At 45.2% G+C, this 330-nt stretch carries 1 protein-coding gene; it reads right to left on the bottom strand.

What is annotated here, in order from left to right; all coding sequences use genetic code 11:
- The coding region (locus ACYQ8U_RS23320; RefSeq protein WP_459947941.1) for a hypothetical protein at positions 1-330 on the bottom strand (330 nt) is incomplete at both ends.

A 330-nucleotide genomic window follows, 5' to 3' on the forward strand; every position in this document is an offset into this window, starting at 1 on the left:
GCGAACTCGTCTCTCTCTTTTGCAAGCTTCTGATCAAGCTCATCATAGAGTTTGAGTATCTCACGATCATGCTCCTTGCCTAGCTGTCGTAATTCTCTCTCCATTTCATTGGAGACGTGATCTGGTGCATAATTCCAATCTTCGTAGCCTCTCCGTCGAAGGTCCACGCCGGTATTGTCTTCAACAGCCCTTTTTCCTTCATCAACAGCATAATCAACCACATCCCGAATGATCTGATCAACCAACGGGGTGTTGTTTGTTTGCTGCGTGGCGTAAGAAGGAGCAGACAGTAAAAGGATAATTATCGCAGCTGTGAGTATTTTCATGATT

It is taken from the genome of Desulfocastanea catecholica (assembly GCF_054657295.1).